At 69.2% G+C, this 18,294-nt stretch carries 17 protein-coding genes; 12 read left to right on the top strand and 5 right to left on the bottom strand.

All coding sequences use genetic code 11. The annotated features are described in order from the left end of the window. Positions 1–47: 47 nt before the first annotated feature. The 4 genes from BLW09_RS14675 to BLW09_RS14660 all read left to right on the top strand — a co-directional run bounded on the left by BLW09_RS14675 (position 48) and on the right by BLW09_RS14660 (position 5,111). On the top strand, positions 48–1,001 hold the full coding sequence (locus BLW09_RS14675) for a carbohydrate ABC transporter permease (protein ID WP_089914253.1): 954 nt from the start codon (positions 48–50) through the stop codon (positions 999–1,001). Further along, positions 994–1,932: a carbohydrate ABC transporter permease gene (locus tag BLW09_RS14670; RefSeq protein ID WP_089914250.1), complete on the top strand. Its 939-nt coding sequence runs from the start codon at positions 994–996 to the stop codon at positions 1,930–1,932. Before BLW09_RS14675 ends, BLW09_RS14670 begins: the two co-directional genes overlap by 8 nt. Then, positions 1,929–3,926: a beta-galactosidase gene (locus BLW09_RS14665; protein ID WP_089914246.1), complete on the top strand. Its 1,998-nt coding sequence runs from the start codon at positions 1,929–1,931 to the stop codon at positions 3,924–3,926. The genes BLW09_RS14670 and BLW09_RS14665 overlap by 4 nt, the downstream gene beginning before the upstream one ends. Before the next feature lie 84 nt (positions 3,927–4,010). Beyond that, complete coding sequence (locus BLW09_RS14660) at positions 4,011–5,111, top strand: LacI family DNA-binding transcriptional regulator (protein ID WP_231946879.1); 1,101 nt, start codon at positions 4,011–4,013, stop codon at positions 5,109–5,111. Between the two features lie 12 nt (positions 5,112–5,123). Here the strand turns inward: BLW09_RS14660 and BLW09_RS14655 are convergent, their stop codons facing one another. Together BLW09_RS14655 and BLW09_RS14650 are read right to left on the bottom strand one after the other, a co-directional pair. After that, positions 5,124–6,110: an aldo/keto reductase gene (locus BLW09_RS14655; RefSeq protein WP_089914243.1), complete on the bottom strand. Its 987-nt coding sequence runs from the start codon at positions 6,108–6,110 to the stop codon at positions 5,124–5,126. A gap of 57 nt (positions 6,111–6,167) precedes the next feature. After that, the gene (locus tag BLW09_RS14650) at positions 6,168–7,148 is read right to left on the bottom strand and encodes an amidohydrolase family protein (protein WP_089914240.1); all 981 of its coding nucleotides are present in this window, start codon (positions 7,146–7,148) and stop codon (positions 6,168–6,170) included. 85 nt (positions 7,149–7,233) lie between these two features. Between BLW09_RS14650 and BLW09_RS14645 the strand changes: the two genes are divergently transcribed. Both BLW09_RS14645 and BLW09_RS19285 read left to right on the top strand, forming a co-directional pair. Further along, the gene (locus BLW09_RS14645) at positions 7,234–7,770 is read left to right on the top strand and encodes a TetR/AcrR family transcriptional regulator (RefSeq protein ID WP_089914237.1); all 537 of its coding nucleotides are present in this window, start codon (positions 7,234–7,236) and stop codon (positions 7,768–7,770) included. 124 nt (positions 7,771–7,894) lie between these two features. Further along, positions 7,895–8,029 carry a hypothetical protein gene (locus tag BLW09_RS19285; protein WP_269457895.1) on the top strand — a complete coding sequence of 45 codons (135 nt, stop codon included), beginning with the start codon at positions 7,895–7,897 and terminating at the stop codon, positions 8,027–8,029. A gap of 12 nt (positions 8,030–8,041) precedes the next feature. On the opposite strand, the gene BLW09_RS14635 is transcribed toward BLW09_RS19285, so the two are convergent. Beyond that, positions 8,042–8,437: a winged helix-turn-helix transcriptional regulator gene (locus BLW09_RS14635; protein WP_089914231.1), complete on the bottom strand. Its 396-nt coding sequence runs from the start codon at positions 8,435–8,437 to the stop codon at positions 8,042–8,044. 95 nt (positions 8,438–8,532) lie between these two features. Between BLW09_RS14635 and BLW09_RS14630 the strand changes: the two genes are divergently transcribed. Both BLW09_RS14630 and BLW09_RS14625 read left to right on the top strand, forming a co-directional pair. After that, on the top strand, positions 8,533–9,402 hold the full coding sequence (locus BLW09_RS14630; protein ID WP_089914228.1) for an SDR family oxidoreductase: 870 nt from the start codon (positions 8,533–8,535) through the stop codon (positions 9,400–9,402). Between the two features lie 241 nt (positions 9,403–9,643). Beyond that, on the top strand, positions 9,644–9,880 hold the full coding sequence (locus BLW09_RS14625; RefSeq protein WP_089914225.1) for a hypothetical protein: 237 nt from the start codon (positions 9,644–9,646) through the stop codon (positions 9,878–9,880). An 18-nt stretch (positions 9,881–9,898) separates the two neighbouring features. Here BLW09_RS14625 and BLW09_RS14620 read toward each other — a convergent pair whose 3' ends face one another. Then, a complete protein-coding gene (locus BLW09_RS14620) occupies positions 9,899–11,845 on the bottom strand; it encodes a potassium transporter Kup (protein ID WP_089914221.1) in 1,947 nt (648 codons plus the stop codon). 25 nt (positions 11,846–11,870) lie between these two features. Further along, a complete protein-coding gene (locus tag BLW09_RS14615) occupies positions 11,871–12,905 on the bottom strand; it encodes a LacI family DNA-binding transcriptional regulator (protein WP_089914218.1) in 1,035 nt (344 codons plus the stop codon). 319 nt (positions 12,906–13,224) lie between these two features. Between BLW09_RS14615 and chvE the strand changes: the two genes are divergently transcribed. From chvE to BLW09_RS14595, 4 genes are all read left to right on the top strand, one after another. After that, positions 13,225–14,346 carry a multiple monosaccharide ABC transporter substrate-binding protein gene (chvE, locus tag BLW09_RS14610; protein ID WP_089914215.1) on the top strand — a complete coding sequence of 374 codons (1,122 nt, stop codon included), beginning with the start codon at positions 13,225–13,227 and terminating at the stop codon, positions 14,344–14,346. A gap of 74 nt (positions 14,347–14,420) precedes the next feature. Next, positions 14,421–15,965, top strand: a complete 1,545-nt coding sequence (mmsA, locus tag BLW09_RS14605; RefSeq protein WP_089914213.1) for a multiple monosaccharide ABC transporter ATP-binding protein — start codon at positions 14,421–14,423, stop codon at positions 15,963–15,965. Further along, on the top strand, positions 15,962–17,137 hold the full coding sequence (gene mmsB, locus BLW09_RS14600) for a multiple monosaccharide ABC transporter permease (protein WP_089914211.1): 1,176 nt from the start codon (positions 15,962–15,964) through the stop codon (positions 17,135–17,137). The genes mmsA and mmsB overlap by 4 nt, the downstream gene beginning before the upstream one ends. A 223-nt stretch (positions 17,138–17,360) precedes the next feature. Next, entirely contained in the window at positions 17,361–18,134 is a 774-nt protein-coding gene (locus tag BLW09_RS14595) for an isocitrate lyase/PEP mutase family protein (protein WP_089914209.1), read from the top strand. Positions 18,135–18,294: the final 160 nt, after the last annotated feature.

Raw genomic sequence — 18,294 nt, 5'->3', positions numbered from 1 at the left:
CATCCGCCGCCGGCCCCGCACCCCGCGCTCGAACAAGGGAGTTCACCATGACCCAGTCCGTCGCACCCGGCCGGGTGCGCACGCGCGAGCACACGGAGAAGCAGAGACCGCGGAGGAACGCGAACCAACGCCGGCTGAACATCGCCGCCTACCTGTTCGTTGCGCCCTTCATGATCGTCTTCATCGTCATGCTGCTGCTGCCGCTGTTCTACTCCGGCTACCTCAGCCTGTTCACGACGCAGCTGATCGGCGGCCAGACCTTCGCCGGCTTCGCCAACTACGTCCGGGCGTTCACCGACCCGGACTTCCTCGCGGGTGTCGGGCGTATGGCGCTCTTCCTCGTCATCCAGGTGCCCATCATGCTGGCGCTCTCGCTGTTCTTCGCCCTCGCCCTCGACAGCGGGCGCGTGCGGGGATCGGTCGCCCTGCGGCTCCTGATCTTCCTGCCGTTCGCCGTGCCCGGCGTCGTCGCGACGCTGATGTGGGGCTACCTGTACGGCAACGACTTCGGGCCGATCGCCCAGGCGTTCCGCGCGGTCGGACTCGGTGCGCCTGACCTCCTGAGCGACCAGAACATGCTCGGCTCGATGATGAACATCGTCACCTGGGCCTTCGTCGGCTACAACATGATCATCATGTACGCGGCGCTCCGCTCGATCCCGACGGAGCTGTTCGAGGCCGCCGAGATCGACGGCGCGAGCCAGTGGCGGGTGGCGTGGAGCATCAAGATCCCCGGCATCCGGCCGGCGATCATCCTGACGGTGATCTTCTCGATCATCGGTACGTTCCAGCTCTTCAACGAGCCGAGCCTGCTGCACGCGCTCGCGCCGAACGTCATCGACAACGGGTACACGCCCAACTACTACGCGTACAACCTCGCGTTCACGAACCAGGACGTCAACTACGCCGCTGCCATCGCCTTCCTGCTCGGCCTGGTGATCGCGGTCGTGTCGTACGTCGTCCAGCTCTCCACCCAGCGGAAGGAGGCCCGCAATGACTGAGACCGCGACCGGGCGCCCCCTGACCGCCGTCGGCGACGCCTCCCCGCGCCGCCGGTCGCGGCGCGGCGCACGCGCCTACAACCGCGAGACGCAGCGCAGCACCCTGCTCACCGTCCTGCTCTGGATCTGCGCGCTGTACTTCGTGCTGCCGATCGTGTGGCTGTTCATCGCGTCCACGAAGAGCAACGCCGACCTGTTCACCACGTTCGGCTTCGCCTTCGGGCGCACCTTCGACCTGTTCGCCAACATCGGCGCCGTGTTCACGGCGCAGAACGGCATCTACCTGCACTGGGCGATCAACACGCTCGTCTACGCGCTCGTCAGCGCGGTCGGGGCGTCGCTGCTCGCGACGATGGCGGGGTACGCGTTCGCGAAGTACCGCTTCCCCGGGGCGGTCCTGATGTTCAGCGTCGTGCTCGGGGCGATCATGATCCCGCTGACGGCGCTGGCTCTGCCGACGTACCTGATGTTCAGCCAGATCGGCATCACGAACACCCCGGCCGCGGTCATCGTGCCGTCGCTGGTCAGCCCGTTCGGCGTCTTCCTGATGCGGGTCTACGCGGCGGACGCCATCCCCGACTCCATGATCGAGGCCGGCCGGGTGGATGGGGCGGGCGAGTTCCGCATCTTCTGGCAGGTCGGTCTGCGCCTCCTCGGGCCGGGCATCGTCACGGTGTTCCTGTTCGCGCTGGTGGGCACCTGGAACAACTACTTCCTGCCGCTGATCATGCTGAACAGCTCCGAGCTCTACCCGCTGACGGTCGGGCTCGCCCAGCAGCAGGCGACGAGCGCGGCCGGCGGGGGATCGCAGGCGCTGTTCTCCGTCGTCATCACGGGTTCGCTCGTGTCGATCATCCCCCTGGTCATCGCGTTCCTGTTCCTGCAGCGATACTGGACGACCGGACTAGCGAGCGGGAGTGTCAAAGAGTGAGTGGATTCTGGTACGGCGGCGACTACAACCCCGAGCAGTGGCCGGAGGAGGTGTGGCGCGAGGACGTGCGGCTGATGAACCGGGCGGGCGTGAACCTCGCGTCCGTCGGCATCTTCTCGTGGGCGCGCATCGAGCCCAGGGACGGCGAGTTCGACTTCGCCTGGCTGGACGAGGTGCTCGACCTGCTGCACGCGGGCGGAGTGCGCGTCGATCTGGCCACGGCGACCGCATCGCCGCCGCCGTGGCTGGCGTTGAAGCATCCCGAGATGCTGCCGGTGACCGTGGACGGCGTCACGCTCTCGTCGGGCAGCCGGCAGGCGTACTGCCCGAGCTCCCCGGTGTACCGGCGCTACGCCGCACGCCTGGTCGAGCGGATCGTCGAGCGCTACGCCGACCATCCCGCGCTCGCGCTGTGGCACGTCAACAATGAGTACGGCTGCCACGTCAGCCACTGCTACTGCGACGAGTCCGCGGCCGCCTTCCGCGCCTGGCTGGAGGCGAAGTACGGCACGATCGAAGCGCTCAACGACGCCTGGGGGACCGCCTTCTGGTCGCAGCACTACGCCGGCTTCGACGAGATCCTCCCGCCGCGGGCCGCGCCCACGTTCAAGAACCCGACGCAGGTGCTCGACTTCGACCGCTTCAGCTCCGACGAGCTGCTGGCCTGCTTCCAGGCCGAGGCGGCGATCATCCGCGCCCGGTCCGAGGTGCCGATCACGACCAACTTCATGGGCTTCTTCAAGCCGGTCGACTACTGGCGGTGGGCGCAGGAGGTCGACATCGTCTCCGACGACTCCTACCCCGATCCCGCCGACCCGCTCGCACCCGCGTACGGCGCCATGCAGCGCGACCTGATGCGCTCGCTCGGCGGCGGCGCGCCCTGGCTGCTGATGGAGCAGTCGCCCGGCGCGGTGAACTGGCGGGAGCGGAACGCGGCGAAGCTCCCCGGGCAGATGCGCGCCTGGTCGTACCAGAGCATCGGGCGCGGGGCCGACGGCATCCTGTTCTTCCAGTGGCGGCAGGCGGTCGCGGGCGCGGAGAAGTTCCACGCCGGGATGCTGCCCCACGGTGGGACGGACACCCGCGTCTTCCGCGAGGTCGAGCAGCTGGGCTCCGAACTCGCGACCCTGTCGTCCGTCGACGGCCTGCTGGGCGAGCCGGTGCCGACCGAGGTCGCCATCGTCTTCGACTGGGATTCCTGGTGGGCGATCGAGCAGAAGGCGTCGCCGACCGCCGTCTCGTACCTGGCCGACGTGCTGGGCTGGCACAGCGCTCTGACTTCGGCGGGCGTCACGGTCGACTTCGTCCAGGCGACGGGCGAGCTGTCCCGCTACCGGGCGGTGGTCGTGCCGTCGCTGTTCGTGGCGAGCGACGCACAGCTGGAGGCGCTCGACGCGTATGCGGCCGGGGGCGGATCGCTGGTCGTCGGCTACCTGACCGGCATCCTCGACCCCGACCTCCACGTGCGCACGGGCGGGTACCTCGGAGCGCTGCGCGAGACGCTCGGGCTCTGGGTGGAGGAGTTCGCCCCGCCCGCGGCACCGGACCTCGCCGCCCTCGGGGGCGGCGAGCCGCCCGCCGTCGGCGTCCGCGGCGAGCGCGTCGGCGGCCGGGCCTCCGCGTCGCTCTGGTCGGAGTACGTGCGCGTCGAGTCCGCCGAGGTGGAGGCCGTCTTCGATGGCGGAGCGCTGGACGGGCATCCCGCCGTGACCCGCCACCCCCGGGGGTCCGGGCGGGCCTGGTACGTCGCCACCCGGCTCGATCCCGAACCGCTCGGAGCGCTGCTCGACGCGATCCTGGCCGACGCCGGAGTGGAGCGCCTGCCGCGCGTGCCCGGGGTGGAGTTCGTCCGCCGCGGCGCGTTCCTCGTCGCGATCAACCACGGTCGGGAGGCGGTGACGCTCGACCTGCCCGGCACCGACATCCTCACCGGCGGATCGGCGGCCGGCCTCCGGCTCGACCCGCAGGGGGTGGCGCTCGTCGCGGACGCGTGACGGTCGGCGGGCGGCCTCGCGACGGCCATCGCCCTCCCGATATCCAACGTTGTACAGTGGGGTGGGAGCCCACCAGGAGGACGAATGGCAGCGACGCTGCACGACGTGAGCCGGCTTGCCGGGGTGTCGATCAAGACCGTCTCGAACGTGATCAACGACTACCCGTACGTCCGCGACAGCACGCGTCAGCGGGTCCTCGCCGCCATCGCCGAACTGGACTACACGCCCAACCTCTCGGCGCGGAGCCTCCGCTCCGGGCGGACCAACGTGATCAGCCTCCTCATCCCCGAGCTGCGCAACGCGTACTTCGCCGAGCTCGCCGACTCCGTGATGCGGGCGGCCCGGGAGCGCGGGCTCTCGGTGCTCATCGAGCAGTTCGGCAACGACCGCGCGAGCGAGCTGTCCGTGCTGCGCAACCGCAGCGGCCGGATGGTCGACGGCATCCTCTACAGCGTGCTCGGCCTCGACGAGTCGGACCGCGACACCATCGCCGAGGTGAGCACGCCGATGGTGCTCCTCGGCGAGCGCATCTTCAACGGTCCGAAGGATCACGTGACCATGCAGAACGTGGAGGGCTCCCGCGCCGCGACGGAGCTGGTGCTGGCCGGAGGCCGCCGCCGGGTGCTCGCGATCGGTGCGCACCCGGGCGAGGTCATCGGCTCCGCCGGGCTGCGGCTCGCAGGCTACCGGGAGGCGCTGGCCGCGGCCGGCGTCGCGTTCGACGAGCGCTTCGTCGTGCCCGCCGGCACATGGCATCGCGCCGACGGCGCGCGCGCCATGCGCGCGTTCCTGGAGACGGGCCTCGCGTTCGACGCCGTCGTCGCCTTCAACGACACCCTCGCACTCGGCGCCCTCCGCGTGCTCCAGGAGGCGGGATACCGGGTGCCGGAGGATGTCGCGCTGATCGGCTTCGACGACATCGACGAGACGCACTACTCGATGCCGACGCTGTCGACGATCGACCCCGGACGCGACGAGATCGCCCGTCGGGCCGTCGAACTGCTGGTGCGGCGGATCGACGACGACGACGCCGACACCAGGGAGCCGGAGGAGATCGCGGTGCCCTTCCGCGTCATCCAGCGGGAGTCGACGCCGCCGGTCTTCACCGGCGTTCCGGCTGATCGCGGCGCAGCGGGGGTCGGCGCAGCGGGGGTCGGCACAGCGCTCGTCGGCCCAGAGGCCTGAGCAGGAGGCGGATCAGGCCAGCGCCGCGTCGATCGCGGCGAGCACGTCGGGTGTCAGCTCCGGTCCGTCGATCGCGCCCAGGTTCTGCTCCAGCTGGTGCACGCTGCTCGCGCCGATGATCGCCGAGACGACCACCGGGTTCCGCAGCACCCACTGCAGGGCCAGCTGGGCGAGCGACTGGCCGCGCTCGGCGGCGATCGCGTTGAGCGCCCGGACGCGGGAGAGCACGTCCTCGGTGAGATCCGACTCGTGGAGGAACGCGCTGGTGACGGCGCGCGACCCCTCCGGGATGCCGCCCAGGTACCGGTCGGTCAGGAGTCCCTGCGCCAGCGGGGAGAAGACGACGGCCGCGGCGCCCGCCTGCTCCACCGCATCCAGGACGCCGTCCTCGGGCGAGCGGTCGAACAGGGAGTAGCGCGGCTGATGCAGCAGCAGCGGTGTTCCGGCCTCCGCCAGCAGGGCGGCCGCGGCCGCAGTGCGCTCGGCGCCGTAGTTGGAGATCGCGGGGTAGAGGGCCTTCCCGCGCTCGACGGCGGTGGTCAGGGCGCCCATCGACTCCTCGAGCGGAGTCTCCAGGTCGGGCCGGTGGTGGTAGAAGACGTCGACGTAGTCGAGCCCGAGGCGTGCGAGGCTCTGGTCGAGGGAGGACAGCAGGTACTTGCGCGACCCGTGGTCGCCGTACGGGCCCGGCCACATCAGGTAACCGGCTTTGGTGGAGACGACGATCTCGTCACGGTGGGCCTTCAGATCCGTGGCGAGGATGCGGCCGAACACCTCCTCGGCCGCGCCGGGGGGAGGCCCGTAGTTGTTCGCCAGGTCGAAGTGCGTGATCCCGGCGTCGAACGCCCGCAGCACGATCGCTCGCTGCGTCTCGAAGGCGCGCGTGCTCCCGAAGTTCTGCCACAGCCCGAGCGACAGCGGCGGCAGCAGCAGGCCGCTGCGTCCGGCACGCCGGTAGGGCATGGAATCGTAGCGGGCGGGATCGGCGACGAACGTCATGCGGCAGGCTCCTGATCGGCGGGGGTGCTGAGCTACGCTACCGCGGATGGGCCGGCGTCATCGGATGCCGGAGAGCGTCCGCGCGTTGCCGGAGGCGAACGCCTCCCGGGCGGCCTCGTCGGGGAAAGCGTCGAGGAACGCCGCGATCTGCTCCCGTGTCGGCGCCTGGAACGGGTAGTCGGTGGAGAACAGGATGCGGTCCGGCGTTGTCACGGCGAGCGCGTGGTGGAGCATGGCCGGATCGAGCATCCCGGAGGCCGTGATCCACACGTTCTGCTGCAGGTACTCGGTGATCGAGCGGTCGAGCCGGGCGACCCGGGCGAGCCCGTTCGCCCGCTGGTGCCAGAACAGCAGGAGCTCGCCCCAGTGGCCGAGCACGAGCTGAAGCTCGGGATGCCGGTCGAGCACTCCGCGCGTCATGAGGCGGAGGGCTGCGGTGCCCGCCTCGAGATGCCAGCCCCAGCCGAAGGTCGCGAGAGCCAGGTCGGCGGCCTCGCAGAAGCCGCTGTAGTTCGCCGCCCGCACCGAGGCCGACGGGATCTGCGGGTGGATGAAGACGGGCTGGCGCAGGCGGGCGGCGACCGCCCACAGGTCGTCGAACCGCGGGTCGTCGAGGAGGACGTCGCCGGCCCGGCCGTAGACCATCGTCCCGGCGAGGCCGAGGCCGGATGCCCGTTCGAGCTCCGCGGCGGCGCTCGCCGGGTCGGCCAGCGGAAGCGTCGCCATCGCCCGGAAGCGGCCGGGATACGCGCCGGCGAGTGCGGCCGCCGCGTCGTTGGCCTCGCGGGCGAGCACCGCGGCATCCGCCTCGGAGAGGCCCTGGGCTCCGGGCGGGGCCAACGACAGGACCTGCATCCCGACGCCCTGCGCATCCATCGTCGCGATTCTGCCGGGGCCGATGTCGGCCAGCCGCGAGGCGGTGTCGCCGTGGTCGTTGAGCGCGAGGCTCTCGTCGCGTGTGCCGGGCGGTTGCGCGCGGAGTGCTGCGTCGACGACCCCGAACGTCCAGTGCTCCTCGATGCCGATCAGGTCTCTCATCAGGTGTCCCTCCGGTCCCGCGCGGTTCGCTCATCGCGTGTTGAGTGACGATAGCACGTTCGCTCATCAGTTGTAGAGTGAGCGCATGGACGCATCCACCACGCGAGCCGAGCGCCGCGCCGCCACCGCGGCACGGATCCTGGAGGCCGCGCAGGCCGAGTTCGGCGCGCACGGGGAGGAGGGTGCGACCATCCGCGGCATCGCGCGGCGGGCAGGCGTCGACCCGTCGCTCGTCCTGCAGCACTACGGGTCGAAGCAGGGGCTGTTCGCGCTCGCCGTCCGGCCGGCACTCGACCTCACCGCCGACGGCGTCCCGGCGCACCTGGCGGAGGTGATCGAGTCGCGGCTGCGGGAGCTGTCGCCCGCGACCCGCGCGCTGATGCGCTCGATGCTCACCTCGCCCGAGGCGGCCGGCGTCATGAGGGACTACCTCCAGGAGCGCACCGAGAACCTGGCGCGGACGCTCCCCGGCGACGACCCCGAACTGCGCGCCGCGGCGATCGTCTCGAGCATCCTCGGCATCACCATCGCACGGCACTTCCTCGACCTCGCGCCGCTGAAGGAAGCGGACGAAGCGCGGATCGCCGCACTCACGACGGCCTGGCTCGCGCCCCTCGCGTAGTCAGGTCTCGCGATTGCTCCGCGGTGCGGCTAGCCGACCGGGAGTCCCACCCGATCCCGCTCCAGGGCGGCGCGCACAGCCGCGAGGACGGGGCCGATCGCCTCGACGCGACGCCGGTGTCGACGTGATCCTCGACATCGTCGCGGATGTTCCGCACGTGTTCCCGGCGTTCGTCGGGACCCTCGATGAGGCCTCCGAGGCGCTCGACCGCGCCGCACTGTTCATCGCGCAGCGACTCCGTACGGCCGTGTCCGCGTGAGTGGAGGGGGAGTCACGCCTCGCGACGCGTTGCGCCCTCTCCGTCACCCAGGATGTCGCCCGCGTTCGCGGCGATCCACGACATGAGGGGGAGCAGGTGCTCGGTCAGGTCGCGGCCGCGGGCGGTGAGGCTGTAGTCCACCCGCGGCGGGATGGTCGGCTGGGCCGTGCGGAGGACGAAGCCGTCCGCTTCGAGCGTGCGGAGCGTCTGGGCCAGCATCTTCTCGCTGATGCCCTGCACCGTCCGGCGCAGCTCGCCCCAGCGCAGGTCGCTCTGCGAGAGGGCGACGAGCACGAGCACGCCCCAGGTGCTGGTGACGTGGTTGAGCACGATGCGCGTCGGGCAGGCCGACGGCAGCACGCCGTCGGTGAAGCCGAAGCCGTCGAGTGCGCTGAGACTGGTGTCCACGTCAGTAACTTACCAAAAAGTGGGTACCTGCGATGGGGAAGTAATGAGCCAGGGGATGGGTTCTCCCCGATATCCGATCGAAAGGACACCCCTTCATGACCATCGTCGTCACCGGCGCCACCGGCCACCTCGGCCGCCTCACCGTCGACTCCCTGCTCGCCCGAGGCGTCGCGGCCTCCGACATCCGCGCGGCCGGCCGCTCCGCCGAGCGCCTCGCCCCGCTCGCCGCGCTGGGCGTCGAGACCGTCGTCATCGACTTCGAGAAGCCCGAGACGCTGCCGGACGCCTTCGCCGACGCGGATGCCGTGCTGCTCGTGTCCGGCTCCGAGGTGGGCAAGAGGGTGCCGCAGCACCGCAACGCCATCGCGGCCGCCGAGGCCGCCGGGGTCGGCCGCCTCGTCTACACCAGCGCACCGCACGCGACCGACGGAGCCCTGGTGCTCGCGCCGGAGCACAAGGCGACCGAGGAGATGCTGGCGGCGTCGTCGCTGCCGGTGACCATCCTCCGCAACAACTGGTACACCGAGAACTACACGGGGCTGATCGACCAGGCCGCCGCGACCGGCGAGATCGTGGGGAGCGCCGGGGACGGCCGCGTCGCCAGCGCATCCCGCAAGGACTACGCCGAGGCCGCCGCGGTCGTGCTGTCGACCCCCGGCCACGAGGGCGCGGTCTACGAGCTGAGCGGCGACACCGCCTGGAGCTTCGACGAGCTCGCCTCCACGATCGGCGAGCTGGTGGGACGCGAGGTCGTCTACCGGTCGGTCTCGCCGGAGGAGCACACGCGCATCCTGACCGAGGCGGGCCTGGACGAGGGAACGGCGGCCTTCCTCGTCGCGCTCGACGGCAACATCCGCGACGGCGAACTCGCCGACGCTCGGAGCACGCTCGCGGAGCTCATCGGACGCCCGACCACCCCGCTCGCGCAGGGTCTCGCCGAGTCGCGCGAGGAGTCGGCCGCCTAGTTGTAGTCTGCATCCTCGCGAGAGCCCGTATTCGTTCCGAATGCGGGCTCTCGTGCTTTCGTCGCGCCCACTGGTTAGCGTGCCCGCTCCCGTCACTCTCGATTCTCGGCGGCAATGGCATAAATAAGAAATGTATGCAAAACATTTCAAGTCCACCTTTTAGTGGACTGTGGTTGATCCACATCCCTGCAAGGCTGCGATGGCTTTCAGAGATGGCTTCATGCATGAAGGGAGACTGAGGATGTCGAGAAACGAGCAACGGCCGCCGGGCGATCCGTTCCGCGAGGTGGTCAGGAGTGGCCCGTTCGCGTGGATCTACTGGTCGCTGACCGTCGCGGCCATCGTGGCCGTGGTCGTCGGCGTCTTCGGCGATACGTCGCAACGCGTCATCACGGGGGTCGTCGTCTTCGTGGTGATCGTCGTGCTGGCGACGCTCCGCTTCATCCTCGCCGCGAGGCTTCGTCACCGGCGGCCGTAGTCGCCGGCCCGTGCCGGGTCAGATCTCGACGTCGCTGCCCATCGTCACGGTCCGGAGCGGAGGGAGCCCGAAACGGGCGGCGGGGTCGGCGGCGTTGTGGGCCAGCGCCACGAACAGCGACCGGCGCCACCGCACCATCCCCTTGGCGCGCGTCGTGCGGATCGCTCCGCGCGAGATGAAGTACGAGGCGCGCGGGAAGTCGGAGGGATCGAGGGGAAGCGCCCCGGCACGGCAGGCGGCGCGCAGGGCGCGGGGGATGTCGGGCTCGTCCGAGAAGCCGAAGCTGATGCTGAGGTGCTCGATGCCGTCGTCCGCGTAGGCCAGATCGTCGTAGACGAACGCCTCGGAGGTGGGCACGTGCGGCACCTGGGCGATGCTGATCGACACGATGATCACGTGCTCGTGCAGGACGTGGTTGTGCTTGACGTTGGCGCGCAACGCCAGCGGGGTGGTGTCCTTGTTGGGATGCGGGAAGACGGCGACGCCGGGCACGCGCGGGAGGTTCTGCTCGCGCAGGTTGTCGATGAACTCGGAGAGCGAACCCTCTTTGCGCTTGCGGTCCTGCTGAACCAGCTGGCGACCGCGCCGCCATGTCGTCATGACCAGGATGACGGCGGCGGCGATGAGCAGCGGCACCCAGCCGCCGTTGATGATCTTGGACAGGTTGCCGGCCAGGAACGCGAGCTCCAGCCCGCCGAACACCACGGCGGCGATCACGATCTTCCAGGGCGCCCAGTTCCACAGCGGCCGGGCGACGAGGAGCAGCAGCAGCGTGTCCACCACCAGGGCGCCCGTCACCGAGATGCCGTACGCGGTCGACAGCCGGTCGGACGACCCGAAGGCGAGCATGACGGCCATCACGCCGATGAACAGCAGGATGTTGACCGCCGGCAGGTAGATCTGGCCGCCCTCGCGCTCGGAGGTCTGCCGGATCGTGAGCGGCGGAAGCAGCCCCAGCTGCACCGCCTGCCTCGAGAGCGAGTATGCGCCGGAGATGACGGCCTGGCTCGCGATCACGGTCGCGGCCGTGGCCAGGATGACGACGGGCAGCCTGCTCCACTCGGGGAAGAGCAGGAAGAACGGGTTGCTGCGCGCCGCAGGGTCGTGCAGGATGAGCGCGGCCTGCCCCAGATAGTTGAGCGTCAGCGCCGGGAGGACCAGCACGAACCAGGCCCGGCGGATGGGGGAGCGGCCGAAGTGCCCCATGTCGGCGTACAGGGCTTCCGCACCCGTGATCACCAGCACCACCGCCCCCAGCGCGATGAACGAGATCACCGGGTGGGAGACGATGAAGACCACGGCGTAGGTCGGTGACAGGCCGAGGAGCACAGCCGGATACTGGACGACCATCACGACCCCGGCCACCGCCATGACGACGAACCACAGCACCATGACCGGTCCGAACAGCACGCCGACCTTGCCCGTCCCGAACCGCTGGACGGCGAACAGGCTGACGATGATCACCGCCGCGATCGGGATCACCAGGTGCGAGATCGCCGGGATCGTGACGTGCAGACCTTCGACGGCCGACAGGACGGAGATCGCCGGAGTGATGATCGAGTCGCCGTAGAACAGCGAGACGCCGACGATGCCGATGACGAGCAGGATTCCCGCCTTGCCGGCCCGGCTCGCATAGAGCCGCTGCGCCAGCGCGGCCAGCGCCATCACGCCGCCCTCGCCGTCGTTGTCCGCCCGCATCAGGATGCCCAGGTACTTGATCGAGACGATGATCGTGATGCTCCAGAACATCAGCGAGACCACACCGAACACGTCGTCTTGAGTGGGCCGCACCGCGCCGCCGTCGAGCAGGAAGACCGTCTTCAGTGCGTACAGCGGGCTGGTTCCGATGTCGCCGAATACCACGCCGAGCGCCGCGAGCGCAGCAGCAGCAAGCGCGCGCGGATGGTGGGGGGCGGCTGCGGGCGTGCCCGCGTCGGCCGTCGACGACGTCACGGATTGTCGCACCCCGCTCACGGTACGCCGATTCCGCTCAGCCGGGCACGCGCGGTGGAGCCGTGCTCTGCCGGACCACCAGCTGCGGGATCGGGTACTCCCCGGCGATCGCCGTCGCGTCCCCGCCCTCGATCTGCGTCACCAGCACGTCGATCGCGTGCGCGCCCAGCCAGGCGAAGTCCTGGCGGATCGTCGTCAGCGGCGGTGCGAAGTGCTTGGCCTCCGGGATGTCGTCGAACCCGACGATGCTCAGATCGCCCGGGATGGAGATGCCGAGCTCGGCCGCGGCGTGCATGAGTCCGAGCGCCATCTGGTCGTTGGAGGCGAACACCGCGGTGAAGTCGGGATGGTCGAGCAGCTTCAGCCCGACCTCGTAGCCCAGGTCGGAGGTCCAGTCGCCGAGCACCGGCGCGGTCGCGGGAAGGTCGTGGTCGGAGAGCTCGGCGAGGAAGCCGTTCATGCGGTCCTCGGCCTCGTTCCAGTCCTGTGGGCCGGCCAGATGCCGGATGCGGGTGTGGCCGAGCTCGATCAGATGCCGGGTCGCCAGCCGGGCCCCGGCCTCCTGGTCGAAGGCCGCGACGCGCCCGTCGCCGTCGTCCTTCCAGTGCATGCTCACGAACGGCACGCGCACCGCCACGCGCTGCAGGGCCTCGTGGGCCCGCTGCTGCGGCGCGATCACGACCACGCCGTCCACCCCCTGCGCCGAGAAGGCGTCGAGCGCCTCCGAGATGGCGGCGTCGTCCTCCCGGGCCAGGGTGGCCGAGAGGATGGCGTACCCGCGTGCGCGCGCCGCCTCGTCGATCGCCGCCGCCGCGCTGAACGGTCCGTAGTGCGACCGCGCGGAGACCAGCAGGCCGATGGTCTTGGAGCGGGAGGTGGCCAGGGCGCGGGCGGCGCTGTTCGGCCGCCAGGAGTGCTCTTCGATGACCTTCCGCACCTGCGCCTCGGTGGACGCCTTGATGTAGCGCTCGCCGTTGAGCACCCGGGACACGGTCTGGCGCGACACGCCGGCCAGCCGGGCGATGTCCCGGATGGAGAGCGCGCGCTCCTCGTCGGGTGGGTGCTTGTCCATGCATCCTGTCTCGTCGGCGAGAGCGGCAGCGCTGCCACGCTCGGTGAACGTCTTTCATCATATTTTTCCGCGGAGCACTTGACTGACGCCCGGCTCAGGTCATAACGTCTAACCCGTTCTGGGACCGGTCACATATATCGCGTACGGACCAGCATACGACGAGGGAGTCGCACATGACAGCAGCATTCGGATCGCACAGCAGCGACCGATCCTGCACCTCCCCGTCGCACGCTGCGACGGTGGCGCGTGACAGTTCCGAGCTCGGCGAGCCCGTGCGCAGTGGGCGTACGGGTCGCCCCATCGCTCGAAAGGAATCACAGTGAAGATCAGGAAAGTCGCACTCGCTGCGGCCGCGCTCGGCATCGCCGTCGCGCTCGCCGCGTGCACCGGGGGCCGTGGCGGCGGAACAGGGTCGACCACCGACAACAAGGGCGCGCTGGTCGGCGTCGCGATGCCGACGAAGGTGTCAGAGCGCTGGATCGCGGACGGCAATGCGGTCAAGTCGGATCTCGAGAAGAACGGCTACAAGGTCGATCTCGAGTACGCCAACAACGACATCCCCACCCAGGTGCAGCAGGTCAACACGATGATCACCAAGGGCGCGAAGGTGCTCATCATCGCCTCCATCGACGGTGGCTCGCTCACCGACCAGCTGGACGCCGCCGCCAAGGCGGGCATCAAGGTCATCTCGTACGACCGCCTGCTCACCGGCGACAAGAACGTCGACTACTACGTGTCGTTCGACAACTACAAGGTCGGCGTCTACCAGGCCAACTCGCTCCTCACCGGCCTCGGCGTCCTCGACGCCGACGGCAAGCCGACCGGCCAGAAGGGTCCGTTCAACATCGAGCTGTTCGCCGGGAGCCCCGACGACAACAACGCGACGTTCTTCTTCAACGGCGCGATGGACACGCTGAAGCCGTACATCGCGGACGGCACGCTGGTCGTCAAGAGCGGCCAGACCAACTTCAACCAGGTCGCCATCCTGCGCTGGGACCCGGCGACGGCCAAGGCCCGCATGCAGGACCTCGTCGCCAAGTCGTACTCGACCGGCACCGAGGTGCAGGGCGTGCTCTCGCCGTACGACGGCCTCTCGGACGGCATCCTCAGCGCGCTCGAGGGTGCGGGATACGGTTCGGGCGGCAAGAAGCTCCCGATCATCACCGGCCAGGACGCCGAGGTCGCCAGCGTGAAGCAGATCATCGCGGGGACGCAGTACTCGACCATCTACAAGGACACCAGGAAGCTGGCCAACGAGGCCGCGAAGATGGCCAACGACCTGCTCTCCGGCAAGAAGCCCGAGGTGAACGACACCAAGAGCTACGACAACAAGGTCAAGGTCGTCCCGAGCTACCTGTTCCAGCCGGTCGTCGTCACCAAGGACAACTACAAGGAGATCCTGGTCGACAGCGGCTACTACAAGGAGTCCGACCTTCAGTAGGTCCGGCCTGACGGTCCGGGCCGGTCGGTGAACATGCCGCCGGCCCGGGCCTCATTCGCCAAGCAAGGGAGACCATGGCCAACACGATTCTCGAGATGCGCGGCATCTCGAAGTCCTTCCCCGGCGTCAAGGCGCTGCAGGATGTCTCGATCAGCGTCGAGGAGGGATCCGTCCACGCGATCTGCGGCGAGAACGGCGCAGGCAAGTCGACGCTCATGAAGGTCCTCTCGGGGGTGTACCCGCACGGGACCTTCGAGGGCGAGATCGTCATGAACGGCGAACCGGTCGAGTTCCGCTCGATCAACGACTCCGAAGCGGCCGGCATCGTCATCATCCACCAGGAGCTGGCGCTGTCGCCCTACCTCTCGATCGCCGAGAATATCTACCTCGGCAACGAGCGGCAGAAGCACGGGTTCATCGACTGGAACGAGACCAACCTGGAGGCGGCGAAGCTGCTCGCCCGGGTGGGTCTCCACGACAACCCGATCACCAAGATCAAGGACATCGGCGTCGGAAAGCAGCAGCTGGTCGAGATCGCCAAGGCGCTGTCCAAGGAGGTGAAGATCCTCATCCTCGACGAGCCGACGGCGGCGCTGAACGACGAGGACTCCGCGCACCTCCTCGACCTGATCCGCCAGCTCCAGTCGCACGGGATCACGGCGATCATCATCAGCCACAAGCTCAACGAGATCAAGGCGATCGCCGACCGGGTGACCATCATCCGCGACGGACGCACGATCGAGACGCTCGAGATGGGCACGGAGGGCACCAGCGAGGAGCGCATCATCAAGGGGATGGTGGGCCGGGATGTGGCCAGCCGCTTCCCCGACCACGTCCCCCACATCGGCGAGGAGCTGCTCCGCGTCGAGGACTGGACCGTGCATCACCCGCTCGACCGCAACCGCGTCGTCGTGGACAACGTCAGCTTCAGCGTCCGTGCGGGCGAGATCGTCGGCATCGCCGGCCTCATGGGAGCGGGCCGCACCGAGCTCGCGATGAGCATCTTCGGCCGCAGCTACGGCGTCGGGATCAGTGGACGCGTGTACAAGCGCGGCCAGCAGATCTCGGTCAGCACGGTGTCGAAGGCGATCGCGAACGGCATCGCCTACTCGACGGAGGACCGCAAGCACTTCGGGCTCAACCTGATCGACAACATCCAGCGCAACATCTCGATCGCGGCGCTCGACAAGCTCGTCAACTGGTTCAAGTTCGTCAACGACCAGCGGGAGTCGCTGGTCGCGGAGGAGTACCGCCGGACGATGAACATCAAGACGCCCAACGTGCTGACGCTCACCGGGAAGCTCTCCGGCGGCAACCAGCAGAAGGTCGTCCTGTCGAAGTGGATGTACTCCGACCCGGATGTGCTCATCCTCGACGAGCCGACCCGCGGCATCGACGTCGGGGCGAAGTACGAGATCTACACGATCATCGACCGCCTCGCGGATCAGGGGAAGGGCATCATCGTCATCTCTTCGGAGCTGCCGGAGCTCCTCGGCATCTGCGACCGCATCTACACCCTGAGCGAGGGCCGCATCACCGCCGACGTCCCGCGCGAGAAGGCCACCGCCGAATACCTCATGCAATTCATGACCCAGGAACGCGAGAAGAACACCGCATGAAATCGCTCACGAAAGCCCTCACCTATCTGACCGGGCAGCTGCGTCAGATCGGGCTGTTCATCACCCTGATCGCCATCGTCGTCTTCTTCCAGATCGCGACGGGCGGCATCACCCTCGCGCCGATCAACGTGTCGAACCTGATCGTGCAGAACAGCTACATCCTCATCCTGGCGATCGGCATGGTCATGGTCATCATCGCCGGCCACATCGACCTGTCGGTGGGAAGCGTCGTGGCGTTCATCGGGGCGATGGCGGGTGTGTTCATCTCGAACTGGCATCTGCCGTGGCCGCTCGCCATCGTGTTCTGCCTGGTGCTCGGCGCCCTGGTGGGAGCCTGGCAGGGGTTCTGGATCGCGTACTTCGGCATCCCGGCCTTCATCGTCACCCTGGCCGGCATGCTCGCCTTCCGCGGGGCGGCGCAGATCGCGCTCGGCAACCAGCAGATCTCGTTCTTCCCGAAGGAGTTCCGGGCGATCGGCTCCGGCTTCCTTCCCGCGTTCGGGACCACCGGCTACGAGCCGCTGACGATGATCCTCGGTCTGCTCGCCAGCATCGCGATCCTCGTCTCGTCGCTCCGCCAGCGCGCTGTGCGCCGCAAGTACGACCTCGAGGACGAGCCGCTGTGGTGGTTCGTGGTGAAGCTGGTCTTCCTGGTGGCGCTGGTGCTCGTCATGACCGTCCTGCTCGCCAGCTACAACGGCACCCCGATCGTCCTGATCATCCTGGCCGTGCTGGTCGTCGGCTACTCGGCGATCATGAACCGCTCCGTGTTCGGCCGCCACATCTACGCGATCGGCGGCAACCTGGCCGCGGCCGCCCTCTCTGGCGTCAAGACCAAGCGGGTCACCTTCCTGCTGTTCGTCAACATGGGCGTGCTGTCCGCGGTGGCGGGTCTGGTGTTCACGGCCGGCCTGAACCTGGCGAGCCCCAGCGCGGGCAACGGGTTCGAGCTGGATGCGATCTCCGCCGTCTTCATCGGAGGCGCGGCGGTCACCGGCGGGATCGGAACGGTCACCGGCGCCATCATCGGTGGTCTGATCATCGGCGTGCTGAACAACGGCATGTCCATCCTCGGCATCGACAGCGACTACCAGCTGCTCATCAAGGGCCTGGTGCTGCTCGCCGCGGTGGCGTTCGACGTCTACAACAAGCGGCGGTCGGTCGGGCAGTAGCCTTCCGGCTCGCGCAGACCCTCCGCTCCCGTCCGTCCGACGCGCCGGGAACGGAGGGTCTGCGCGTCGTGCGTTCCCCGATCGCCTCCGTTTCTCGTCGGTTCGCGCATGCCGAGCCGCCATCTCCTCCCTTCGTGCCGCCGCGGGAGGAGGGGATCGCCTCCACGGCTCCCGCCGGGCTATCCTCGCCCGAGAAGGGCAGGAGCCCGCGAGGGGAGCAGGGATGACGTTCCACGAGCTGCATCACGGCGACCGGCCGCTCCTGCTGCCCAACGCCTGGGATGTGGGGTCTGCGATCGCCTTCGCCGCGGCGGGATTCCCCGCGGTCGGGACGACCAGCTTCGGCGTCAACGCCGCATCCGGCCGACCGGACGCGGAAGGCGCGAGCCGGGAGGCGACCATCGCCCTCGTCGAGCGCATCACCGCCCTCCCGGTGTACATCTCCGCCGACATCGAGGACGGCTTCAGCGACGACCCCGGCGAGGTCGCCGCCCTGGTCGCGAGCCTGGGCGTCGCCGGAGTGAACCTCGAAGACTCCGCCGGCGGTCGTCTCGTCGACCCGGCCATCCCCGCAGCGAAGATCGCGGCGATCAGGCGGAGCGCCCCCGACGTGTTCGTGAACGCCCGCGTCGACTCCTACTGGTTCCACGAGGAGGCGACCGTGCCGGCCGTCGCCGAGCGCGCGGCGAGGTACGCCGACGCCGGGGCCGACGGCATCTTCGTGCCGGGAGCCGCGGACGCGGCGACGATCGAGCAGCTGGCCGCGGCCATCCCGCTTCCGCTCAACGTGCTCGTCGTCCCGGGCCTGAGCCTCGATCGCCTCGGCGAGCTGGGGGTGCGCCGCGTGAGCACCGGGTCCCTGCCGTACCGGGTCGCGATCGACGCGGCGGTGGATGTCGCGACGGCCGTGCGCGACGGCCGCGAACCGCCGACCGCCACCTCGTACGCGGAGGCCCAGCAGCGCCTGGTCGACTTCGCGCGGCGGACGGATCGCTGACCGAAGATGACGCGCGCGCCTTCGCGTTGCTGTCAGTGTGAGCGCATCCGACGGGGTGTCGACGGTCGCGTGAGCTGCTCGACATCGCGTACAGCGCAGCGGGTGGATGGCGCGCCCTAGCATCGCAGTGCGCGCGGCCGGTCGTGGAAGGCCGCGCGCA

The sequence above is a fragment of the Leifsonia sp. 21MFCrub1.1 genome (assembly GCF_900107895.1).
Lineage (GTDB): Bacteria > Actinomycetota > Actinomycetes > Actinomycetales > Microbacteriaceae > Leifsonia > Leifsonia soli.
The sequence above is the reverse complement of the archived record's forward strand: the minus strand, read 5'-3'. Positions and strand labels throughout refer to the sequence as shown.